14 protein-coding genes are annotated in these 18,053 nt (G+C 72.3%); 4 read left to right on the plus strand and 10 right to left on the minus strand.

Annotation, left to right across the window (positions count from 1 at the left end; all coding sequences use genetic code 11):
• Positions 1-8 precede the first annotated feature (8 nt).
• Positions 9-1,649 (minus strand): N-acyl-D-amino-acid deacylase family protein, encoded by a 1,641-nt coding sequence (locus tag C2865_RS13350; RefSeq protein WP_106398787.1) that lies wholly within the window; start codon positions 1,647-1,649, stop codon positions 9-11.
• A gap of 100 nt (positions 1,650-1,749) precedes the next feature.
• On the opposite strand from C2865_RS13350, the gene C2865_RS13355 reads away from it, so the two are divergent.
• Entirely contained in the window at positions 1,750-3,216 is a 1,467-nt protein-coding gene (locus C2865_RS13355) for an aldehyde dehydrogenase (RefSeq protein ID WP_106398788.1), read from the plus strand.
• A gap of 13 nt (positions 3,217-3,229) precedes the next feature.
• Here C2865_RS13355 and C2865_RS13360 read toward each other — a convergent pair whose 3' ends face one another.
• The gene (locus tag C2865_RS13360) at positions 3,230-3,550 is read right to left on the minus strand and encodes an EthD domain-containing protein (RefSeq protein WP_106398789.1); all 321 of its coding nucleotides are present in this window, start codon (positions 3,548-3,550) and stop codon (positions 3,230-3,232) included.
• Positions 3,551-3,725: 175 nt separating this feature from the next.
• Here C2865_RS13360 and C2865_RS13365 point away from each other — a divergent pair, with 175 nt between their 5' ends.
• Complete coding sequence (locus C2865_RS13365) at positions 3,726-4,565, plus strand: MerR family transcriptional regulator (protein WP_106398790.1); 840 nt, start codon at positions 3,726-3,728, stop codon at positions 4,563-4,565.
• Here C2865_RS13365 and C2865_RS13370 read toward each other — a convergent pair.
• From C2865_RS13370 to C2865_RS13395, 6 genes are all read right to left on the minus strand, one after another.
• Positions 4,504-5,295, minus strand: coding sequence for a GNAT family N-acetyltransferase (locus C2865_RS13370; protein WP_106398791.1), 792 nt, complete (start codon positions 5,293-5,295; stop codon positions 4,504-4,506). The genes C2865_RS13365 and C2865_RS13370 overlap by 62 nt on opposite strands.
• Positions 5,296-5,424: 129 nt before the next feature.
• Positions 5,425-5,730, minus strand: coding sequence for a DUF4286 family protein (locus C2865_RS13375; RefSeq protein WP_106398792.1), 306 nt, complete (start codon positions 5,728-5,730; stop codon positions 5,425-5,427).
• A 20-nt stretch (positions 5,731-5,750) separates the two neighbouring features.
• Positions 5,751-6,467 carry a hypothetical protein gene (locus tag C2865_RS13380; RefSeq protein ID WP_106398793.1) on the minus strand — a complete coding sequence of 239 codons (717 nt, stop codon included), beginning with the start codon at positions 6,465-6,467 and terminating at the stop codon, positions 5,751-5,753.
• On the minus strand, positions 6,464-9,886 hold the full coding sequence (locus C2865_RS13385; protein WP_106398794.1) for an indolepyruvate ferredoxin oxidoreductase family protein: 3,423 nt from the start codon (positions 9,884-9,886) through the stop codon (positions 6,464-6,466). Before C2865_RS13385 ends, C2865_RS13380 begins: the two co-directional genes overlap by 4 nt.
• The gene (locus C2865_RS13390; protein WP_106398795.1) at positions 9,883-11,124 is read right to left on the minus strand and encodes an amidohydrolase family protein; all 1,242 of its coding nucleotides are present in this window, start codon (positions 11,122-11,124) and stop codon (positions 9,883-9,885) included. Before C2865_RS13390 ends, C2865_RS13385 begins: the two co-directional genes overlap by 4 nt.
• 4 nt (positions 11,125-11,128) lie before the next feature.
• Positions 11,129-12,361: a cytochrome P450 gene (locus C2865_RS13395; RefSeq protein ID WP_198653302.1), complete on the minus strand. Its 1,233-nt coding sequence runs from the start codon at positions 12,359-12,361 to the stop codon at positions 11,129-11,131.
• A gap of 151 nt (positions 12,362-12,512) precedes the next feature.
• Between C2865_RS13395 and C2865_RS13400 the strand changes: the two genes are divergently transcribed.
• Positions 12,513-14,009 (plus strand): aldehyde dehydrogenase family protein, encoded by a 1,497-nt coding sequence (locus tag C2865_RS13400; RefSeq protein WP_106398796.1) that lies wholly within the window; start codon positions 12,513-12,515, stop codon positions 14,007-14,009.
• Positions 14,010-14,047: 38 nt separating this feature from the next.
• Here C2865_RS13400 and C2865_RS13405 read toward each other — a convergent pair whose 3' ends face one another.
• The gene (locus C2865_RS13405) at positions 14,048-15,208 is read right to left on the minus strand and encodes an aromatic ring-hydroxylating oxygenase subunit alpha (protein WP_106398797.1); all 1,161 of its coding nucleotides are present in this window, start codon (positions 15,206-15,208) and stop codon (positions 14,048-14,050) included.
• 99 nt (positions 15,209-15,307) lie between these two features.
• On the opposite strand from C2865_RS13405, the gene C2865_RS13410 reads away from it, so the two are divergent.
• Positions 15,308-16,468, plus strand: coding sequence for an amidohydrolase family protein (locus tag C2865_RS13410; RefSeq protein ID WP_106399337.1), 1,161 nt, complete (start codon positions 15,308-15,310; stop codon positions 16,466-16,468).
• Here the strand turns inward: C2865_RS13410 and C2865_RS13415 are convergent.
• On the minus strand, positions 16,456-18,006 hold the full coding sequence (locus tag C2865_RS13415; protein ID WP_198653303.1) for an MFS transporter: 1,551 nt from the start codon (positions 18,004-18,006) through the stop codon (positions 16,456-16,458). The two genes, C2865_RS13410 and C2865_RS13415, sit on opposite strands and share 13 nt — an antisense overlap.
• Positions 18,007-18,053: the final 47 nt, after the last annotated feature.

The raw sequence follows: 18,053 nt of genomic DNA on the forward strand, positions 1-18,053 counted from the left end.
GTTCTGTCTCAGCCGCGGACGAGGCGGCCCGGGGCGACGTCGGCGATCTCCTCGCCGCCGGTCCGGGTGGCCACTCCGTTGACCCACATGTGCTCGACGCCGGTGCTGCGCACGACGAGGCGGTCGGCGCCGCCGGGCTGGTCGTGGACGCGTTCGACGGGGGTGGTGCCGACGGTCGCGGGGTCGAACGCGACGAGGTCGGCGTGGAAGCCCTCCCTGACCAGGCCGCGCCCGGCGATGCGGAACGCCTGGTGGGGGTGGCCGGTCAGCCGCCAGACGGCGTCCTCCAGGCTGAGCGCGCCGCGTTCGCGCACCCAGTGTCCGAGCAGGTGGGTGGAGTAGCAGGCGTCGCACAGCTGGGTGGCGTGCGCTCCGGCGTCGGAGAGGCCCAGCAGGGTGCGCTTGTCGGCCAGGAGCCGGCCGACCTCGTCGTCGCCGTCGTTGTCCAGGACGATACGGAAGCGGGTGGCCATGCCGTCGGACAGGGCGAGGTCGAGCATCAGGTCGAAGGGCGTGGTGCCCCGCTCCCCGGCCAGCCGGTCGAGGGGGACGCCGACCGCGTCGTGGTGGATGCCCGTCTCCTCGACGCTGGTCTTGGGCCAGCGGTGGCTCCAGGCCTTGAGCGTCGCCTCGCGGGCGCGCTCCCGCCACGCGGCGTCCCGGTAGAGGCCGGCCCGTTCGGCGCGGGGCAGGGCCAGTGCCTCCTTCCACTCGTCGATCTCGGCGAGCGGGACGGGGTCGGCCATGCCGATCTGCATGACGATCGGGCGGCAGGCGATCTGCGGGTAGACCTCGCCGGGCAGGGCCGCGCCGCGCTCCACCGCGCGCAGCGCGGCGCCGGGCTTGTCGGCGCGCGCCACCAGTGCGGTCCAGGTGACGGGGATGCCGTGGCGGGTGGCGATCTCGGAGAACTGGTCGATGAACATCCCCGGGCCGATCGACACCTGCAGGACGCCCTTGCCGAGCGAGCCCATGACCGAGGCGATCGCCTCCACCTCGTCGGTCTCGGCGAAGCGGCTGGGCACCGGACGGCCGAAGGCGCCCTGGTGGGCGGGCTGCCGCGAGGTCGAGAAGCCGATCGCCCCGGCTTCCAGGGCCTCGCGCACGAGGCCCTTCATGGTCTCGACCTCCTCCGCCGTGGCGGGGCGCTCCTCTCCCCCGGTCACGAACAGGCGCAGCGGGGTGTGGCCGAGGAAGGCGCCGACGTTGAGGCGCTTGCGCCGCGCGTCGATGGCGGCCAGGTACTCGGGGAAGGTCTCGAAGCACCAGTCGATGCCGGCGTCGAGCGCCTCCATCGACATGCCTTCGACGTTCTCCAGCGTGCGGACGATGATCTCGCGGTGCTCCGGGAGCGTGGGGGCGACGCCGAAGCCGCAGTTGCCCATGACGACGCTGGTCACGCCGTGCCAGCTGGAGGGCGTGAGGTCGGCGTCCCAGAGGATCTGCGCGTCGTAGTGGGTGTGGACGTCGATGAAGCCGGGCGCCAGCACGAGCCCGTCCAGGTCGACGACCTCGGTGCCCGGTCCCGGGACGAGTTCGCCGGGGTCGCGCACCGCGGTGATGCGGTCCCCTTCGACGGCGACGTCGGCGGGCCGGGCCGGTGCCCCCGTCCCGTCGACCAGCGAGGCCCCGCGCAGCAGCAGATCCATCGGCTCTCCACTAACAAGTGAGTACTCACCTACTTTTGGCCTACAATAGCGGGCGTTCACTCACCAAGCTAGGCTCCGGATCCTGATCGCGGGAGGGCACGTGGACGACCGGCTCATGTACCGGCGGGAGTTCTTCATCGGGGGCTCCTGGACGGCGCCCGCGGGCGGCGACCGCCTCGGCGTCGTCTCCCCGTCCACCGAGGAGGTCGTCGGCGAGGTGCCCGTCGCCGTCGCCGCCGACGCCGACCGCGCGGTGGACGCGGCGCGCACGGCGTTCGACACGGGACCGTGGCCCCGCATGACGCCGGACGAGCGCGCCGACGTCCTCAAGCGGGCCGCCGTCATCCTGCGCAAGCGCGAAGCCGACATCGCGGGCATCACCGTCGACGAGATGGGCTGCGCCGTCAGCCAGGCGCCCCGCGCCCAGACCGGGATGGTCGCTCCCCTTTTCGACTACTACGCCGACCTCATCCGCACCTACGAGTTCGAACGCGAGGTGGCCGCCGGAGACCGCGCCGGTCTGGTGACCGGCGAACCCGTCGGAGTCGCTGCGGTGATCGTCCCGTGGAACGCGCCCGTGACGCTCGCCGCCTGGAAGACCGCACCGGCGCTGGCCGCCGGATGCAGCGTCGTCGTCAAGCCGCCGCCCGAGGCCCCGCTCAGCGGGTACGTCCTGGCCGAGGCCCTCGCCGAGGCGGGAGTCCCGGACGGCGTGGTCAACCTGCTCCCCGGCGGACGCGAGGCCGGCGAGCACCTGGTGCGCCACCCCGGCACCGACAAGATCGCGTTCACCGGTTCGACGGCGGCGGGCAAGCGGATCATGAGCCTGTGCGGCGAGCAGGTCAAACGGGTCTCCCTGGAGCTCGGCGGCAAGTCCGCGTCCGTCGTCCTCGACGACACCGACATCGCCGCGGTCGTCCCGGCGCTCGTCGCCGGAGCCATGCACCTGTCGGGCCAGGTCTGCGGCGCCCACACCAGGGTCCTGCTGCCCCGCTCCCGCTACGCCGAGGCCGTCGAGGCCGCCGCCGCGGCGGCGGCCTCCGTCCCCGTCGGCGACCCCCGCGACCCGGCGACCGTGGTCGGCCCGCTCGTCGCCGAACGCCAGCGCACCCGCGTCGAGGGCTACATCGCCCTGGCCCGCGAGGCGGGCGCCCGGATCGCGGCGGGCGGCCGCCGCCCCGGGCACCTCCCCCGAGGCTGGTACGTCGAACCCACGGTCCTGGCCGACGTGGACAACTCCATGCGCGTGGCCCGCGAGGAGATCTTCGGCCCGGTGCTCTGCCTCATCCCCTACGACGACGAGGACGACGCCGTCCGCATCGCCGACGACTCCCCCTACGGCCTGGCGGGCGGCGTCTGGTCCGCCGACCCCGCCCGCGCCCTGCGGGTCGCCCGCCGCCTGCGCACCGGAAGCATCGCCGTCAACGGCCACTACCCGCCGTTCCCCCACGTTCCCTTCGGCGGCTTCAGGGAGTCCGGCCTGGGCCGCGAACTCGGCCCCGAAGGCCTCCGGAGCTTCCTGGAACCCCGCAGCATCGGCCTCCCCCCGGAGCTGCACCCGGCCTGAGCCCGCCCCGGCTTCACTCCAGGAGTTCGTAGAGCGCGATCGACGGCGGCGGGTCGAGCTGGAGGACGTCGCTCATCCCGATCCGGCCGGAGGCGGAACGGGCGCGAAGCTCCTGGAGCGGCGAGTTCAGATCGTCGGCTTCGAGCTCGTAGACGGCCAGGTAGGCGTGCCGGGACGGGTCGCTCCCGTCGACCACCCTGTACCGGCGCGCGCCGACGATCCCCGGCACCTCGCAGACCTCGGGCAGGTGCGCGGTGCCGTACCACTCGTTGTACTCGTCCTCCCGCGAGGGATCGGACGGACGGGAGTGCACGACCATGATGCCCTTCGGCATGGAACCTCCTGCTTGCCACTTGCTCCCGATCGTTCCCCCGAGTCGAAGTGGCTTCTTCCCTCACGGAAATGGATTAACACCCAAAGAGAAGAGGATTCTCACCGCTCGATCCGGTTGACTCTCACCCCGCGTGAGACATGACCGTGGACGAACCAGATGATGACGGGAGTCGGCGATGGAACGGCTTGTGCCGATCGGGATGTTCTCGGCCATGACCCGGCTGTCGGTCAGGGCATTGCGCCTCTACGACGAGCTGGGCCTGTTGCGGCCGACGAAGGTCGACGCCTCCAGCGGTTACCGCTACTACGCGCTCGGCCAGGCGGGCGAGGCGGAATCGATCCGCAGGCTGCGGGCACTCGACATGCCGATAGAGGAGATCAGGCGGGTACTGGCCGCGTCCCCGGCGGACGTCACCGCCCTGCTGTCCGCGCACCGGCAACGCCTCCAGGCCGAACGTGACCGCCACGACCACATGCTGGCCGTCATCACCCGATTGATCAACGGCGAGGAGAACCTCATGAACCACACGATCACTGTCGAAGTCCTCCCCACGCGGACCGTGGCCTCGGTACGTCGCCACACCGATCTCGCCGGCACCGGCGCAGCCGTCGCCGACGGCTTCGGCACCCTCATCGGGGCTCTCACACAGGCCGGTCGGCACCCGGTCGACGCCCCCTTCCTCGTGTTCCACGACGTCATCGACGCGGACAACGCCGGAGAGATCGAGGTGTGCATACCGATCGGAGCCCCCATCGCCGCGACCTCTTCGGTGCAGGTCGGCGAGATGGCCGAGACCACCGCCGCGGTCACCGTCCACCAGGGCCCCCATGCCGGGATCGCTCCCGCCTATCACAGCCTGACCGGCTGGATCACCGAGCAGGGGCACGAGATCGCCGGTCCGCCCCGGGAGATCTACCTCAACGACCCCGCCGTGACCGCCGAGGCCGACCTGCTCACCAAGGTGGCCTGGCCGATCCGGCCGGCGGCGACCAGACGTGGGGGGTCGTGGTGGTGACGGCCTCGAAGCCGAGGCGTTCCAGGATGGGGCGGCTGTCCCCCGAGGCGTCGACCTGCAGGTACCGGTAGCCGCGCTCGGCGGCCAGTCCGGCCCGGGCGGCCACGAGCGCCCGGTAGACGCCGCGGCCCCGCCACTCCCGCAGTGTCGATCCGCCCCACAGGGACGCGAAGGTGCCGTCCTCGCGCAACGCCATCCAGCCCGCCGCGACGACCCGGCCGGCGGCCTCCGCCGTGAAGATCGCCAGCCGGTCGGGGGCCGCGGCCAGGTTCCCGGCCAGACGGTCGCCGACGAAGGAGCAGTCGTGCCCCCACACCCGCGACTCCAGCTCCACGATCGCCGGGATCGCCTCACCGCCGACCCGGCGGACCACCACGCCGTCCAGGGCGGGCGGCGCGGTCGCAAGACCGGAGATCCGCCCGATCATGACCGTCTCGACGGGCTCGGCGACGAACCCCGCGGCCCGCAACCGTTCGGGCAGGTCGCCGGGCAGGTCGTGCCCGTGGGTCTTCCACTCCACGGCCTCACCGCGCGCCCCGAAGAAAGCGGTCTGCGCGGCGATGAGGGCGTCGACGTCGTGGCCGGACAGGTCTCTCGGACCGATGACGAGCCCCCGGTGCTCCCCCACGACCCTCAGCACCGGCCCGTCCCGTTCGGTCCGGGCCCCGGGGGAGGGCAGGCCCGCCCCCCGCAGATGCTCGTCATAGGCCGCCAGGAGATCTTCACTCATCCAGCGAAACTAACGCCATCCGGCTCCGGACGGCGAAGGCTTTTCATCGCGCTGTGGTGCTTCCGGGAAGCCCGACACCCCCGAACTCCTCACCACCGCGAAGGCCGCCCTGCGTTCGCCCGGCCGGGTTCAGTCGAGGAGTTCGTAGATGGTCGCGATCGGGGGCGGACCCAGCGGAGGCAGGTCGTTCTTGCTCGTGCCCCGGGCGCGGAGCTCCTTGACGGGGGCGGTGAGGTCGTCGGCTTCCAGCTCGTAGACGGCCAGGTAGGTGTGGCCTTCCGGGCCTCCGCCGAGCACCTTGTAGCGGCGGGCTGAGACGAAGCCCGGGACCGCGAGGACCTCGGGCAGGTGGGTGTCGGTGTACCAGGCGTTGTACTCGTCCTCCCGCGAGGGATCGGACGGGCTGGACTGGACGACCATGATGCCCTTCGGCATGGGCGACCTCCTTGTCGGCGTTATGGAAGCGGGACGACCTCTTCCCGGACGGCGAGGAACGCGGACCGGCCGAAGAGGCCGGGGTCCGCGCCGTCGGGGACGTTCTCGGCGAACCAGGCGATGCGGGTCCGCAGTCCTGCGAGGTCGTCGAAGTAGACCTCGTTGACCGCGTCGTAGGCCCACTCGCCCGCCTTGCGCACGTACGGGTGGCTCTGCACGTAGGCCTGGCCGCGCACCGCCTCGGGGATGGGCGTCTGCCTCTCCGCGCCCGGTCCGCGGACCCGGCCCGCGTGGTCGCGCCAGCGGGCGGAGAACTCGGCGGAGGTCAGGTCCGCGGCCCGGACGGCGACGGCCATGTGCTTGAACCGCACGCCGCCCGCCCGCCACCGCCGGTCCAGCCATGCGGCGCCGCGCAGCACCGCCTCCTCCGCGACGACCACCGGGCTCGCGTCGGAGTCGACGACCCGGTCGAGCCGGCTCAGCACCGCCCCTCCTCTGGGCGTGCCGACCCAGCCCCGGAACCTGCGCAGGTGGTCCGCGTCGGCGAACCAGCCGATCTCGACCCCGTCATGGACGGGGTCGGGGAGGCCGGGCAGGGTCGTGCACAGCACGATGCGGGAGGGTCGGACGTCCGGCGGCGCCTGTGCGACCGCCGCGACCGCGGTCGGCCAGACCTGCGCGAGTTCCCCGGGCGTGGCGCCCGCACGCCTGGTGACGAACCGGATCCCTTTGATCATGCGGGCGGTCCGGTGAGTGCGGCGGCCCGTGCCCGCCAGGCGGCCGCGGCCTGCTCCTTGATCCCGGCGTAGCCCCTGACCGGCATGACGGACGACGCGAGCTCCACGAGCGTGTCGTACGGCAGTCCTGCCCGGAGGCTCTCGCCGACCAGCCGCTCGTACTCCGCGATGAGCGCCCGTTCGAGGCGCCGGTCCGGGTCCAGGCCGAAGACGTCCAAGGGTGTTCCCCGGAGGCGCCTCATCCGGCGCAGTACGCGAAATGCCAGCTCGTACGGTCTGCCCATCGGCAGTTTCCGCTTCATCCCCAGACGGCGCAGGGTGGGCGGGTGGAGGTGGAACGTCACCGTGTACGGGCCCTCGATGCCGAGGTCGCTCGCGATCCGGTCGTAGTCGGCCTTCAGGTGCAGGCGGGCCACCTCGTACTCGTCCTTGTAGGTGAGGAGCCTGAACCATGCCTCGGCCACGGCCCGGGTGAGCGCCCAGCCGCGGTCGGCGCCGTCGTGCGCCGCCGCGCGCTCCACCAGGTCGAGGAACCGGGCGGCCCTCGCCGTGTCCTGGTAGTCGACGGCCTGCGCGGCCCGCCGGACGAGGACGTCGCGCAGTTCGTCCGGCAGGTCCCTGCCGTCCAGCAGCGGGGCGGCCGCCGCGAGTGCGCCGGGTGAAGGGTCGAAGAGGGTGCTCACGCTCCCGGCCCCGTCCAAAGCGGCTTCGACGGCCGCCGGGTCGTGTGCCGCCCAGCGCCCCCAGGCGAACGCCGCCAGGTTGGCCTCAGCCGCGCGGCCTCTCCTCATCGCCTTCTCGAGTTCGGCGAACGGGACCGGCAGGCCGCCGAGCTGGAACGCCGCGCCGAGCAGCACGACGTTCGCGAGCAGGTGGTCGGCGAAGACGTTCTCGGCGATGCGCCGCGAGTCGACGAAGGCGGTGTTCTCCTTGCCGACGCGTTCGGTGATCTCCTTTTCGAGGTCCGCGAGACCGGGCGGGGCGAGGCCGCTCTGCAGCATGGCCGCGGTGGGGGTGAGCCGGGAGTCGATGACGGCGACCGTGCGGCCGGGGCGGACCTTCGCGAGGTGGTTCGCGGCGGCGGCCTGCAGGATGTCGCCGGACAGGTAGAGGTCGGCCCCGCCGGAGCCGACGGCCGCCGCGCCCAGGGCATCCAGGTCGATGGCCAGGTGGAGGTGGGAGACGACCGCGCCGGCCTTCTGGGAGAGCCCGGTCTGGTCCATGCCGCCGACCGCCAGCCCCGCGGACTCGGCGGAGGAGGCGATGAGCCGGTTCGCGGTGATGACGCCCGTGCCGCCGATGCCCGTGAAGTAGACGCCGTACCGGCCGTCGATGGCGGGCGTGCGAGGCTCGGGGAGCGTGCCGGTCGGCGGTGTCGGCCGTACCTCGGTCCGCTTCCGCGATCTGCGCCGTCCGCGTTTCTTCGGCTTCAGGGTCACGAACGAAGGGCAGTCGCCTTCGAGGCAGGTGTAATCGCGGTTGCAGGACGGGTCGTGGATCTGCCGTTTGTCGCCGAACTCCGTCTCGACCGGCAGCACCGACAGGCAGTTGCTCTTGGTGCCGCAGTCCCCGCATCCCTCGCACACCGCCTCGTTGATGACCACCCGTCGCGGTGGCTCGGGCAACAAGCCGCGTTTGCGCAGCCGCCGGGCCTCCGCCGCGCACCGCTGGTCGTAAATGATCACCGTGACGCCCGGCACCGACCGCAGCCGCTCCTGGGCCTCGTCGAGCCGGTCGCGGCCCAGCACCTCCACGCTCCGCGCCCAGCGCGCCCGCCGTCCGTACCGCTCGGGATCCTCCGCGCACACGACGATCCTCCCGACGCCCTCGGCCTCCAGGGCTCGGGTCATCGCCGGGACGTCCATCAGCCCGGTGACGTCCTGGCCGCCGGTCATGGCCACGGCCGCGTTGTAGAGGATCTTGAAGGTGATGTCCGCTCCGGCGGCCACGCTCGCCCGGATGGCGAGGGTCCCGGAGTGGCTGAGCGTGCCGTCGCCGAGGTTCTGGATGAGGTGCGGTTCGGCGACGAACGGCGACAGACCGATCCACGGCACGCCCTCGGCGCCCATCGGCGTCGGCGGCAGGCTCCGCGTGCCCTGGTGGCGCGCCTCGAAGTACATGATCCCGTGGCAGCCCACTCCCCCGCCCGCCAGCGCCCCGTCCGGCAGGACGGTCGAGCGGTTGTGCGGGCACCCACTGCAGTAGCCCGGAGCGCGAGAAGCGACGGGCAGCAGCGGCAGCCGGGCCCGCCGCGGCTCCTCCGGGCGGGCGAGCCCGGGGAGAAGCCGCGCAAGGACCTTCGCCACCGAGGACGGATCCAGTTCACCGGCGGACGACGTGAGCGGCCTCCCCGCCCTGTCCCGCTTCCCGTTCGCGGGAACCGGACTCCCCGCCTCGTGCAGGATGCTCCGCAACTGCGTCTCGACGAACGGCCGCTTCTCCTCGACGACGGCGAGTTCCTCAACGGAGGCCGCGAACTCCAGGACGGTCTCCTCGACCAGCGGGTAGGTCATGCCGAGCCGCAGGATCCGCACGCCGGCCGCTTCCGGTGACGTCCCGAGGTCAGTGAGCGCCTGGAGCACGTCGAAGTACGTCCGCCCCGCGCACACCACCCCCAGACGCGCGCCCGGCCCGGCCCCCGTCACGCGGTCGAGCCCGTTGTGGCGCGCGTAGGCGCGGGCGGCGCGCAGCCGGTGCTCCGACACCAGCGCCTCCTGTCCGGGCACGGCATGCGGCCCGATCCTCCCCAGAGGCCGGTGGCGCCACGGTTCCCCGTCGATGACGACGCCCTCGGGATCGCGCGGGGCGTGCCGCCCGGGATCGAGGTCGACGGTCCCGATCCCGTCGGCGACCGCGGTGACGATCTTCATTCCCGCCCACGTTCCCGCGTACCGGGAGAGGCGGAAGGCGTGCACCCCGAGGTCGAGCACGTCCTGCTGGTCACCGGGAACGAGCACGGGGACGCACATGTCCTCGAAGGTGTACTGGCTGTCGCAGGCCAGCGTGGACGACTTCGACGCCGGGTCGTCGCCGCAGAACATGACGACGCCGCCGTTCGGCCCCGCGCCCATCGCGTTCGCGTGCTTGACCGCGTCCCCGCTGCGGTCGAGGCCGGGCCCCTTGCCGTACCAGGCGCCCGCGACGCCGTCGACGCCGTCGTAGTCCACGACCGCGCCCATCTGGCTGCCCCAGACGACGGCGGCGGCGAGCTCCTCATTGAGGCCGGGGCGGTGGACGATCCGGTTCTCGGCGAGCGCGTCGCCCAACCGGTCGAGGGCCAGGTCGAAGCCGCCCAGCGGCGAGCCCGGGTATCCGGAGACCATCGTGGCCGTCCTCAGCCCGTCCCTCTCGTCGAGGTGCCGCCGCAGGACCAGCAGGCGGACGAGCGTGTCGACCCCCGACAGCACCTCGGCCGTCACGGATAGACCTCCGGGTTGACGTACGCGAACTTCCCGCCCTTCATGACGGCCCGCCGCAGCGCGGGGTCGAGCAGCACCGACACGTCCGCGCTCGGGTCGCCGTCGACGACGAGGAGGTCCGCGAGGAGGCCTTCGCGGACCTGCCCGGTGTCGAGCCCCGCGGCCGGCCCCGTGTTCCGGGTGGCGGTGTGGATCGCCTCGACCGGGGTCATGCCCGCGAGCTCGACGTACCGCTGCAGTTCCGCGGCGTAGGTGCCGTGGCGCGTCCACTGGTGCCCGAAGTCGCCGCCGGAGAGGATCTTGATCCCGGACTCTCTCAGCCGGTGCATCCCCTCGATCTGGGAGCGCAGCTCCAGCGGGTATCCCGCCGCCTCGATCCGCTCGGGCGTCATGCCGTACGGCTCGGCGTGGCCGCTGACCATCGCGTACAGGTAGTGCAGGCCGGGGCACACCCAGATGTCGTCGCGCCGTGCCTCCAGGGCCTTGAGCGCCGCGTCGTCGAGGAAGCACGCGTGGTGGACGATCCGCACGCCGGTGCGCGCCGCCATCGCCACGCTCGCCGACCCCCGCGCGTGGACGGTGAGGAACGCGCCGTGCCTGTCGGCCTCCTCCACGGCGGCCGAGAGCATCTCGTCGTTCATGTAGACGTCGTCGGACGGGAACTCCGGCACGACCCCGTCGCCGGAGATGAACAGCTTGAGCGCGCGCACGCCCAGGTCGCACTGGCGGGCGACGATCTCGCGCAGGCTCTCGGCGTCGGAGGCGACCTCCATCATCTCGCCGTCGCCGCCGAGGCCGTCGACCTCGGCGATCATCGGCCCGCTGGGGACGATGCGCGGCCCGGGGACGAGCCCCCGGTCGATCGCGTCCTTGGCGTGCAGGTCGTCGAGCGGCTGGGTGGTTCCGGCGCCGATGACGGTGGTGTAGCCGGACTCCAGGAACGTGCGGGTCACCGCGGCGACGTCGAGCATGTGCGGGCCGGGGTCGGCGGCCGCCACGGCGGCGTGGTCGAACACGAAGTCCAGCGGCCAGCTGAGGTGCACGTGCGCGTCGCCGAGGCCGGGCAGGACGGTGGCGCCGCGCAGGTCGACGATCCGGGCGGAGTCCGTCCCGATCCCGGGCGCGACCGCGGCGACGCGCTCGCCCTCGATGAGGACGTCGGCCTCGAGCGGCTTCTCGTGCGGGCCGCCGGAGCAGGTCAGGACGCGGGCGTTCGTCAGGAGCGTGCGTTCGGCCATGGCGTCACACCGCTTTCGGGAAGCGGCGCGGTCCGGGGGTGAAGGTGATCGGCAGGGTGTCGGGCGAGCGGGTCAGGCCGCGGTGGTACTCCACGGTCGCGCCCTCCTGGAGCCTGATGCCGTCCAGGCGGCCGAGCAGCTCCTCCAGGGCCACCCTGAGGTTGAGGCGGGCGAGGTTCGACCCGGCGCAGCGGTGCGGGCCCGCGCCGAAGGCCAGGTGCCGGTTGCGCTCGCGGTCCGGGTCGAAGGCGTCGGCGTCCGCGAACTCGGCGGCGTCCCGGTTGGCCGAGGCCCAGTGGATCAGCACCTTGTCCCCCGCCTTGACCTGCCGCCCGCCGAGCTCGGCGTCCCGCACGGCGGTGCGGCCGACGGCGACGAACGAGCCGTCGAGCCGGAGCAGCTCCGTGACGGCGGACGGGATCAGCTCGGGCCGGGCGCGCAGCCGGGCGGGGATCTCGGGATGGGCGCAGAACCGCTCCAGCATCTGCCCGAGGGTGCCGGCGGTCGTCTCCAGGCCGCCGAGGATGAGCAGCTGGACGGTGCCGATCACCTCCTCCTCGGTGATCGGGCGGCCGTCGATCTCCGCGTGCACCACGGCGTCGACGACGTCGCCGCGCGGGGGTTCGGCGCGCCGCCGCCGGGTGAAGTCCCTGATCCACTCGTACAGGCCCCGCCAGCACTCGCGCGCTTCGGGGTCGTCGGGCGTGGAGGACTTGGAGGCCAGGTACGCGACCTTCTCCAGGTCCTCGGCCGGGGCGTTGATGGCGAGCTGGAAGAAGGTGAGGCTGGGGAACGGCCGGGCGAAGGCGTCCATGAACTCGCAGGAGCCCGACTCGACGAACTCGTCGATGAGGCGGCCGGCCAGCTCCCGGGTCGCCTGCTCCCACGGGGCGACGGCGGCGGGGGTGAAGAAGGGGTTGATGAGGCGCTTGTAGATCCGCTGCTCCGGCGGGTCCGCCTGGACGGGGAGGTTGCGGATGACCGTCGGGGCGCTGGAGATGCCCAGGCCGTGCGCGGAGCTGAACACCTCCCAGTCCTGGGCGACGGCGAGCGCCTCGTCGTAGGTGCTCACGACCCAGAACCCGCCGTGCTCCTCGCTGCGCGCCACGGGGCACAGCTCGCGCATGCGGGCCATGGTCGCGGGCATCGTCGCGGCCAGTTCCGGGGAGAGGTGGTCGAAGTGCCGCCGGCACCACTCGTCGGACATGGAGTCGGCGTTCGGGGTGGGCTTCTCCATGGGCACAACGTAACAGGGTGAGTAATCACTTTCTAGAGCCTCTGCTCGCCTGCCGCCCTGAGCTCTGGCGCCGGGCGGTTCGAGGCTGTATTTAGTAAGTGAGCGTTCTTTCATCTACCGGCCCGCCCGTGTACCGCCCGAAGGAGCTTCCATGCCGGCACCTCCCCGCACCGACACGTCCGCCCTCCTCGACGGCCGCCCCCGGCGGTTGCTGATCGGCGGCCGCTGGGTGGACGCCGCGTCCGGCAGGACGTTCCCGAGCGTCAACCCGTCGAACGGCGAGGTGATCGCCGAGCTGGCCCGCGCGGACGCCCGCGACGCCGGCCGCGCGGTCGCGGCGGCCCGGGAGGCCTTCGAGGGGCCGTGGAGCCGCGCGAAGCCGCGCGAGCGCCAGGCGCTCCTGCTCGCGCTCGCCGACGTGGTGGACGAGCACTACGACGAGCTCCGGCACCTGGAGTCGCTCGACATGGGCCTGCCGATCGGGCGGCCGCGCTCCGGCAGGACCCCCGCCTGGGAGGCGGAGATCCTGCGCTACTTCGCCGGGTGGGCGACGAAGATCCACGGAGAGACCATCCCCAACTCGGTGCCGGGCTCGGTCTTCAGCTACACGCTCAAGGAGCCGATGGGCGTCGTCGCCGCGATCGTCCCCTGGAACCGCCCCGTCAGCAACGCCGTCTGGAAGATCGCGCCGGTGCTCGCCACCGGCTGCACGATGGTGCTCAAGCCCGCCGAGGAGGCGGGCCTCGTCGCCGTTCGCCTGGGCGAACTGCTGGCCGAGGCCGGTGTCCCCGACGGCGTCGTGAACGTCCTGACCGGTTTCGGCGAGGAGGCCGGCGCGGCCCTCGTCGCGCATCCGGGCGTCGACAAGGTGGCCTTCACGGGGTCCACCGCGGTGGGCCAGGAGATCGTCCGCGCCTCCGCAGGCAACCTGAAGCGGCTGTCCCTGGAGCTCGGCGGCAAGTCGCCCGACATCGTGTTCGCCGACGCCGACCTGTCGCGCGCCGTCCCCGGAGCGGCCATGGGCGTGTTCTACAACTCGGGCCAGGTGTGCTGCGCGGGCACCCGCATCTACGTGGAGCGGCCCGTCTACGACGAGTTCGTCGAAGGGGTCTCGCGGTTCGCCGAGAAGCTCAAGGTCGGCGACAGCATGGACCCGCAGACCAAGATCGGGCCGCTGGTGTCGGCCGAGCAGCTCGACCGCGTCGCCGGGTACCTGGACCTGGGGCCCAAGGAGGGCGTGCGCACCGCCTTCGGCGGCCGCCGGATCGAGACCGGGGAGCTGGCGAACGGCTACTTCGTGCAGCCCACCGTCTTCGCCGACGTGCAGGACACCATGCGAATAGCCCGGGAGGAGATCTTCGGGCCGGTCGCGTGCGTGCTGCCGTTCGACACCCCCGAGGAGGCCGTCACCCGGGCGAACGACACCTCCTACGGGCTCGCCGGGGGCGTCTGGACGCGCGACGTGGGCAAGGCGCACCGGATGGCGCGCGAACTGCGGGCCGGGACGGTCTGGGTGAACTCGATGCTGCTCATGGACCCCGCCGTCCCGTTCGGCGGCTACAAGATGAGCGGCTGGGGCCGCGAGATGGGGCAGCACGCGCTGGACGAGTACCTCGACGTCAAGTCCGTGTGGATCGACACGGACTGACCGGCAGGGGCGCGCGGCCGGACGGGCCGGCCGCGCGTTCAGCGGTGCTCCCGCGCCTCCCGGAGGGCGGCTTCGAACCCCCGGTGCAGGTGCTGGGGCGCCGGTTCGTTGCGGCCGAAGACGACCGTGTCGAGCAGGCCCGTCCGGACGCCGGGCTCGGTGCGCCCGGCGACCCAGAAGTCCTCCCCGTCCACGACCGTCTCGCAGATCCAGGGCGCCATCTCCGTGGCCTTGGCCAGCTCCGCCTCGCTGAGGCCGGGCCGGAAGTAGGAGGTGTGCAGCACCTCGGAGGTTCTCTCGTCGACGGGCACGATCTGCCACAGCTCGATGTGCCGGCTGTCCAGGGTCAGGTTGGTGTTGGGGAAGAGCGCGTACTGGTAGCTGAAGTGCTGCGCCACGTCGCCCCACTCCTGCTCCGGGACGTCCTTCAACGCGTCGATGGAACGCAGCGCCGAGCAGTTGCGCAGGTGGCGCCCGAACGGGTCGAAGGTCAGCACGCCGCCGTGGGCGTAGGTGGCCAGCGTCTTGCTGTGCAGGAAGTCGAAGTGGTAGTTCTCGCGGAAGGTGTCGAGTGTGACCTTCCAGTTCGCCCGGACCCGGTGGACGTGCGGCTCGCCGTGGATCCGCCAGTCCGCGAAGTCGAACATGGCGAGCTCGTCCGCGAGGCCGGGGCCGAGGAAGGCGTCGACGTCGGGGGCGGGGCCGGGCCGCAGGCGGCCGATGATCAGCCCGTACCCCTCGGCCACCGGCAGCTCGACGAGCCCCTTGTCCTCCTTGCACATGCCCTCGAACGCGCGCGCGGCGGGCATGCGCAGCAGGTCGCCCCTGACGCCGTAGGTCCAGGCGTGGAAGGGGCAGGTGAACCTGGTGCCCTCGCCCGCGCCGTCGACGACGCGCACGCCGCGGTGGCGGCAGGCGTTCACCAGCGCGCGGACCTTCCCGTCCCCGTCGCGGGTCAGCAGGACCGGCGTGCCCATCAGGTCCACGGTCCGGTAGGTCCGCGGGGCCGGCAGGGCGCCCGAAAGGCACAGGACCAGCGGCAGGTCGCGGAACAGGACCTCGGACTCCTCCTCGTGGCGCGCCCTCGAGTAGACGTCGGTCGGCAGCTCCATCACGTCGTCGGCGAGATCGGTCGTGCGGTGCTCGATGTGGTCCAGCAACCGGCGTGCGAGACCGCGCTCCAGGGCTTCCCTATCCACGGCCAGAGGCTAACAAGTAATCGCTCACTCTACAAGGAATGCCGATGTTTGAGAGTGAACACTTGCTTCTTACAGGCGGAGAACCTTACTTTCGTGTACATGACGGAGACAGACTTTGTAGTGGACGCCGACTCCCACTGGTGCGAACGCCCCGACCTGTTCACCAGCCTCGCCCCTCCCGAGTACCGCGACCGGGTGCCCCAGGTGCGCGAGGTCGACGGCCAGCTCATGTGGGTCTTCGACGGCGTTCCTTCCGGCAGGTTCAGCGCCGGGGGCGTCGTGGCGCGCGACGGCTCCAAGGAGGAGTCGGAGATCGCGCTGCACACCTGGACCATCGACCAGATCCACGAGGGCGCCTACGACCCGGACGCCCGCCTCCAGGTGATGGACGACTGCGGCATCGACGCCCAGGTCGTCTTCCCCAGCACGATCGGCCTCGGCGGCCAGGGCCTGGCCCAGGTCACCGACGAGAAGCTCCGCCGCCTGACCTTCGAGCTCTACAACGACCGGCAGGCCCAGATCCAGCGGGACTCCGGCAACCGGCTGCTGCCCCTGCCCCTGATGCCGGCCTGGAGCGTCCAGGAGTGCGTCCGCGAGGCCGGGCGGGTGGCCGCGCTGGGCGCGCGCGGCGTCAACATGACCTCCGACCCCCAGGACCTGGGCGGCCCCGACCTGGCCAGCCGGGAGTGGGACCCGTTCTGGGAGGCCTGCACCGAGGCCCGGCTGCCGGTGCACTTCCACATCGGCGCCAGCGTCACCGGCATGACCTTCTACGGCAAGTACCCCTGGGCGTCCCACCCGCCGAGCACCCGGCTGGCCATCGGCGGCACGCTGCTGTTCATCGGCAACGCCCGCGTCGTGGCCAACCTGCTCGTCTCCGGCATCTTCAGCCGCCACCCCGACCTCAAGGTGGTCTCGGTGGAGAGCGGCTGCGGCTGGGTGCCCTTCATCCTCGAGGCCCTGGACTACGAGATGGCCGAGAACGCGCCCAGCGACCTGGCCAAACTCGGCAAACTGCCTTCGGAGTTCTTCCGCAGCAACATCTACGCCACCTACTGGTTCGAGACCAACCGGGGCAAGCTGGCTTCCCTGGTGGACTCCGTCGGCGAGGACAACATCCTCTTCGAGACCGACTTCCCGCACCCGACGTGCCTGTACCCCGACCCCGTCGAGCGGGCGAAGGAGACCATGAAGCCCCTCTCCGACACCGCGCGCCGCAAGATCCTCGGCGAGAACGCCCGCAAGCTCTACCGGCTCTGACCGCCGGGCCTGGCGACGGTCGTGCGCAGCTCCCGTTCGGGGATCAGCCAGACGGCCAGCAGGGTCACCAGGCCCAGCGCCGCGCCGGCCAGGAAGACCACGCCGATGGCGTCGGCGTGGGCGTCGCGCACGACGGACAGGGCGGGCCCGGACAGGCCGGACAGGTCGAAGCCGTCCGGCCCGGCCTGTCCGGTGAGATCCGCGGCGGCCAGCCCCTCGCGGGTCCGGTCGGCGACCTGGACGGCCAGGATCGCGCCGAGCACCGTGATGCCCATGGTGCCGCCCAGGGACCGGAAGAAGGAGACGACGCCGCCGGCCGCGCCGACGTCGGGGAGGTCGACGGTGTTCTGCACGACGAGCACCAGGTTCTGCAGCAGCACGCCGGTGCCCAGGCCCATGAGCACCATGTAGGCGCCCGCGAGCCAGACGGGCGTCGTGTGGTCCAGGGTGCCCATCAGGGCCAGGCCCGCGACCAGCAGCGCCGCCCCGGCCAGCAGGTACCGCTTCCAGGCTCCCGTCCTGGTGATGAGCCTTCCGGAGACGGTCGAGCCGAGCAGGTTGCCCACGATCGCCGGCAGCATGAGCAGGCCCGCGGCGGTCGGCGAGAACCCGCGGGCGATCTGGAAGTACTGGCTGAGGAAGACCGGCCCGCCGAACTGCGAGACGCCGACGGCGACACTCGCGAGGACGGCCAGCAGTGTGGTGCGTTCCAGGATGACGCGCGGCGGGACCACGGGCTCGGGGTGGCGGCGCTCGACGAGCACCGCGAGCACCAGGGCGGCCAGCGTCCCGGACAGGAACAGCGCGGAGGCGCCCGACACCCAGGGGAAGTCCTCGCCCGCGAACGACACCCACACCAGCGGCAGGGCCGCCGCGACCGAGATGAACAGCGCGCCCCACCCGTCGACGCGCGCCTCGCGGTGCAGCGGCTCCAGCCGCAGGAAGCGCTGGATCAGCGCGAGCCCGGCCACCGAGAACGGGAGGATGGCGAAGAAGCACCAGCGCCAGCCCGCCGTGTCCACCAGGAGGCCGCCGATCAGCGGCCCCGAGACCGTCGACACGGCCATGGCCGAGGCCAGGTAGCCGTTGTAGCGGCCGCGTTCGCGCGGCGAGATGATCGCGGCCATGACCGACTGGGTCAGCGCCGTCAGCCCGCCCACGCCCAGCCCCTGCAGCGCGCGGGCCGCCAGCAGTTCGGGCACGTCGCGGGCGAGCCCGGCCCACAGCGAGCCGAGCAGGAAGACCACTCCCGCCAGCTGCAGGACGCGCTTCTTGTCGTAGAGGTCGGAGAGCTTGGCCCACAGCGGCACGGTGACGGTCATCGCCAGCAGCGTGGCGGTGAACACCCAGGTGTAGGCGCGCTGGGAGCCGCCGAGGTCGCCGATGATCGTCGGCAGCGCGGTGCTCACGATGCTCGAGCTGACCATCGCCGTGAAGAGCATCGCCACCAGGCCGAGCACGACCTCGACGATCTGGCGGTGGGTCAGGGGGGCGGCCGCCGGGGGCGCCGGACGCGGCGGGCCGGAGATCTCGGTCACGGGTCTGCCTCCGCGGTCCTGCGGCCGGTGGTACGGAAAAAAGATAC

The sequence above is a fragment of the Actinocorallia populi genome, from assembly GCF_002995495.1.
Taxonomy (GTDB): Bacteria; Actinomycetota; Actinomycetes; order Streptosporangiales; family Streptosporangiaceae; genus Actinocorallia; species Actinocorallia populi.

Excerpts from the sequence above, each read along its gene's own strand:
- C2865_RS13350 (WP_106398787.1), bottom strand. The coding sequence starts at position 1,649 with ATGGATCTGCTGCTGCGCGGGGCCTCGCTGGTCGACGGGACGGGGGCA.
- C2865_RS13360 (WP_106398789.1), bottom strand. The coding sequence starts at position 3,550 with ATGCCGAAGGGCATCATGGTCGTGCACTCCCGTCCGTCCGATCCCTCG.
- C2865_RS13365 (WP_106398790.1), top strand. The coding sequence starts at position 3,726 with ATGGAACGGCTTGTGCCGATCGGGATGTTCTCGGCCATGACCCGGCTG.
- C2865_RS13370 (WP_106398791.1), bottom strand. The coding sequence starts at position 5,295 with ATGAGTGAAGATCTCCTGGCGGCCTATGACGAGCATCTGCGGGGGGCG.
- C2865_RS13375 (WP_106398792.1), bottom strand. The coding sequence starts at position 5,730 with ATGCCGAAGGGCATCATGGTCGTCCAGTCCAGCCCGTCCGATCCCTCG.
- C2865_RS13380 (WP_106398793.1), bottom strand. The coding sequence starts at position 6,467 with ATGATCAAAGGGATCCGGTTCGTCACCAGGCGTGCGGGCGCCACGCCC.
- C2865_RS13390 (WP_106398795.1), bottom strand. The coding sequence starts at position 11,124 with ATGGCCGAACGCACGCTCCTGACGAACGCCCGCGTCCTGACCTGCTCC.
- C2865_RS13395 (WP_198653302.1), bottom strand. The coding sequence starts at position 12,361 with ATGGAGAAGCCCACCCCGAACGCCGACTCCATGTCCGACGAGTGGTGC.
- C2865_RS13400 (WP_106398796.1), top strand. The coding sequence starts at position 12,513 with ATGCCGGCACCTCCCCGCACCGACACGTCCGCCCTCCTCGACGGCCGC.
- C2865_RS13410 (WP_106399337.1), top strand. The coding sequence starts at position 15,308 with ATGACGGAGACAGACTTTGTAGTGGACGCCGACTCCCACTGGTGCGAA.